The organism is Veillonella parvula, assembly GCF_945949885.1.
In the GTDB taxonomy this organism is placed as follows: domain Bacteria; phylum Bacillota; class Negativicutes; order Veillonellales; family Veillonellaceae; genus Veillonella; species Veillonella parvula_B.
The window spans coordinates 1-4,899 of record NZ_CAMFFZ010000043.1 but is presented as its reverse complement, the minus strand read 5'-3'; the positions used below and the strand labels follow the sequence as shown (position 1 = coordinate 4,899).

At 42.1% G+C, this 4,899-nt stretch carries 1 protein-coding gene and 1 pseudogene; both read left to right on the top strand.

The genetic code is table 11. The features are described from left to right. Nucleotides 1-3: 3 nt before the first annotated feature. Nucleotides 4-1,224, top strand: a pseudogene (locus Q7O55_RS09270) (ShlB/FhaC/HecB family hemolysin secretion/activation protein). Between the two features lie 46 nt (nt 1,225-1,270). After that, the coding region (locus Q7O55_RS09265; protein ID WP_303929898.1) for a filamentous hemagglutinin N-terminal domain-containing protein at nt 1,271-4,899 on the top strand (3,629 nt) is incomplete at its 3' end.

Sequence of the window (4,899 nt, the reverse complement as noted above, 5' to 3'; positions counted from 1 at the left end):
GATATTGTTCTTACGAATCCGAAAGCTCGCACTAATTGGCGAAGTGCTTTTCCAGTACGTCCCGGATATGTACTGCGAAGACAGGCATTAGAACAAGGTATTGATCAAATGCGAAATGTACCGGGGCAAGATGTGAAGCTTAGTATTGAGCCGGGAACAAAGCCCCTTCATTCAATAGTGAAATTAACGGTAGAACAAAAAGGTTTTGTACATGGATCTTTGTTGTTGGATAATGCTGGCTATGAATCCACAGGGAAGTATCAAGGTACTATGTATGTGTCATTTAGTCAATTGGCAGGTCTTAATGATACCTTGTCGACTAGTATTACTAAAGATATTGGGCATCATGGTGATGGTCATGGATCGAAGCAGTATGCCGTAAATTATGCAGTGCCTGATGGAAATCGGATGTATCGTTTATCTACATATCAATATAGTTATCATCAATTAGTATTTATGCCAGAAGCGTTCCGTTCTTCAGGGAATACTTGAGGAGTTGAGTTTTCTGTAGAGCAAGTGTTGAATCGGACGAGTCGTTCTAAGACAGCCGCTGTCGCTAAAGTGATTCATAAGACACGCCATAGTTATATTGATGATATAGAAATCGGTGTACAGGAGCAACATACCACTGCATTGGAGCTAGGATTATCTCATCGTCAATATAGTGGGAATACTATGTCCGATATATACCTCTTTTATCGTCAAGGTATACGAGGTCTAGGTGCTACGGTACGCAGTTGGGAAGGTTTGGCAGATAATCCAACTACGTTATATAAAATGGCGGGACTAGAAGGTGAAATTCAAAGCGGTGTACGCATCGGTCATAAACAAGGTGTTTATACGATGAGATTTAGAAGTCAGTTTACAAATCAACGATTGTTTGGAACTGATCAATTTAGTATCGGTGGACGCTATTCCGTACGTGGCTTCAGTGGGGAAGAAACATTACGTGGTGACTCCGGTTACTACATTCAAAATGAATGGGCCTTACCATTTAGACGACAACGAATAACTCCGTATATAGGTATAGATATAGGTCATGTATGGGGGCCGTCCACAGCGACACAAATTGGTAATACCTTAGTAGGTGGGGTTATCGGTGTTCGTGGGAATATCGGTGATGCATTTCGCTATGATGTGTCATTAGGCACTCCACTTAAAAAGCCGGACGGTTTTACTACTGATACAAGTGTATGGGCTTTCAGATCCAGTTATCAGTTTTAATTAAAAATGTGTGTGTTATTAAATGAGAGAGTATAAGGAAAGAATAATGAAAATTAAACAGTATACAGCAACCGCATTGTGTGCAGCCTTATTAGTTACAAATTCTGGACCGTGGATTCCGCTAGCAGTGGCACAATCTATTGTACCGAATCAAGGAAAAATGGGTCCAACTATGGATGAAGCCCCTAATGGAACGCCCATTGTCAATATTAATAAACCGAATGCTAATGGTTTATCTCACAATCAATATGATATGTTTAATGTAGATGACAAAGGGGTTATTCTAAATAACTCAAGGAGACCTGTATCTACAGAACTAGCTGGCTATGTGATGGGGAATCCTAACTTGAGAGGTGCTGCAGCTAAGACGATTTTAAATGAAGTAACTGGAACGGGTGCGACTGCTATGAATGGTGCCTTAGAGGTAGCAGGTCGTAAGGCACATGTTATCATTGCTAACCCAAATGGGATTGCTGTTAATAATGGGACATTTATTAATACTAGTGCGGCTACTCTGACAACAGGAAACCCTATTATTACAGACGGAACTATTGATGGATATGATGTAAAGCAAGGTACTGTGAAGGTATCTGGACAAGGTCTCGATGTATCGCGTACATCTCGTACAGATATTTTGGCTGAAGCGGTACAGCTCAACGGTAAGGTATGGTCTGATGAAAGCCATGTGGTAACCGGTAAAAATACAGTATCTGTCGATGGTAGTGGTAAGGTAACTAATGTTACGAAGACCAGTAACTCAGAACAGGTAGGTCTTGATGTTTCTCAAATCGGTGGTATGTATGCGAATAGCATGTACTTAGTAGGAACCAATGATGGTTTTGGCGTGAATAATAAAGGGATTCTTTCTGCACAAAATCATATTTCTGTAGACAGTACCGGCAAGGTACAAAATAGTGGCACTGTGGTGGCGCCGGATATAAGCATTAGTGCAAAAGGCTTTACACAAGTCGGTAAGGCTAAATTCTATGCTGATTCGGCACGCATTTCAGCAGATGCTTTCACACAAACCGGTAATGCTGTTACGAAAGATGCACCGGTACTCATCGCGCGTAATAATTTAGCGGTGGCTACTAATACAATAAAAAATACGAATGGTAGTGTGCTGAAGTCTGAAGGCGTACTACAACTTGGAAAGACGATGGATTATAACGGCGTTATATCTGGCAAAATGGATACATTAACTAATGTGGATGCTACTATTGAGGCTGGTCAGCAGGGAGTGATTCTTGCCAAATCCATTGCTAATAAAAATGGTGGCGTTACGTTGAAACGGGCTACTACAGGAACTACGGAGCATGTAAAAAATGAAGTGGCACCGGCAGGTAGTATCAAGCGGTACCAGCTTTCTGAGGAACGCATTTATGGGCACGATGATCCGATTCCACAAGATAAGGTTGTAGTTCATTCTTCTGAAAATTTACAATTATCTATTAATGGAGAGCATCACGATAGCTGGACTAAATATGAATATGACCGTACGCGAGTAAAAGAAGTAGTAGATACCTCTAAACCAGGACGCATTATTTCTGGCGGTAACTTACAGATCGAAGCGGATGTTGTGACTAATGATGCTAGCCAAATCAGTGCAGCGGGTACTTTGGCTGGTAAAATCGGCCATTATGAAGCGCTTAATCCGAAAGGAAATGAATATATTAGTGAGAATGGGACTGCTACAGGTTATAGTCGCCATAAACATCATGGATGGGATTCCACAAATATTCGTGAGGCGGAGTATCATAATGATGTAGTGCAACCGATAGATATACCGTTAACTGTTTATGGCAGTCATGTAGCTAATAGTACAACAGGTGCTACGGTAGATACGTCGGTATTGACGTCTATGAGTCAGTTATCTACAAATCCAAATACATCCTATGCGATGGAAACGGATCCGAATTTTACCAATCGAAGAAGCTTCTTATCCTCTGATTATGTCATCAATCGGTTACAACTCAATCCTATGCGTACACAAAAACGATTAGGAGATGGTTACTATGAACAACAATTGGTGATGCAGGCTATTTTACGTCAAACAGGTAAAAGTAGACTACAGGCAGGGCTTACAGAAGAAGAGCAGTACCGTAAATTAATGGATGCAGGTCTTACCGTGATGAAGGCTAAATCGATGACACTCGGACAAGGATTAACTGAGTCGGAGCAACAGCAATTGACGGAAGATGTGGTAATGCTTGTTAGTCAACCGGTAGTATTGCCGAACGGTAAGACTGAAACCTTACTCGTACCAACATTATATTTGGCGCCAACCACACAACGTGTTGCGGGGGCTGCGAATATGCAGGCTCAATCGATTAATTTGCAAGTAGGTACGATGCATAACAGCGGTAGCATAGTGGCGGATGATGCGATAACTGTACATGGTAATACGATACACAATGATAACGGACTGATTAAAGGCCGTACAACGACTGTTGTAGCAGATACCGATGTTCGTAATACACAAGGTACGATAGAAGGACGTGACCGTACGACTGTATATGCTAAGAATGATGTGATGAATGAGGGCGGCACGATTAAGCAAACCGATGAAAAAGGAAAGCTTGTTGTGGCGGCGGATCGTGATGTTATCAATAACGGAGTTAAGTATGAAGCCAGCAATAGTAAGGTTGTATGGAACAGTGCCAATGGCCGCCGTGAGACTGTAACCGCTGTAGATCAAGGTCAAATTACGGCGAAAGGTGATGCTGTAGTTACAGCAGGTCGTGATGTTGCTATGCAGGGTGGTAAAGTGACTTCCGATAAAGATGTTACTCTAGTAGCTGGACGTCAGGTAAATATGCAGTCTATGACAGCGAATCATGAATTAGAGGAACATCGCTATGACAAAGGAAAATCCGGTGGTGGTCATTCTCAGACTACAGAAACACATGATTTAGTGAATGAAGTAACCACTGTAGGCAGCAGCGTGGAAGGTAACAATGTGACTGTGGCTGCGAATGCTGATGTAGTACTTAGTGGTAGTGAAATCCTGGCGGCTGATAAGGCACAGGTGGAAGGTAAGAATGTAAAACTTGATACTGCAGCGGCTACAAGTACTGCCAATCATGTGTATAAGGACAAGAAGAAAAGTTTAGTTAAACGGGAACGTACGGATGCAACCGGTGTAGCACAAGTGACGGCTGTAACAGGTTCTGTTGTGAGTGGCAAAGAGGTTGCGATTAAATCTGGTCATGATGTGACGGGACAATCCGCTAAACTGATGGGGGAACAAGGCGTTCAAGTGACGGCAGCTGGTAAGGTTGAACTCGGTGCGGATAAGAATGTAACGAAAGAAGCAAGTACATATCGTCACAAGACTTCAGGTTTAATGGGAAGTGGTATCGGATTTACTATTGGTACAGAAAAACGAAATATAGATGATACCAATCGTGAAGAGGAAACCGTACGTAATACTATTGCTAGTACAAAGGGCCATGTAAACATTACGGCTAATGATACGGTACATCTTACTAGTGCCGATGTATTAAGTAAAACCGGTACTGTAATTGAGGGCGCTGCAGTGACCCTTGATGGTAATATTGATACGCAACATATGACACATGATGATCGCTATAAAAAGTCCGGCTTAACGGTGGCATTAGGTGGTGCATTAGCTGATAGTGTAACGAATGCAACGCGAACTATTAAACAAGCTGG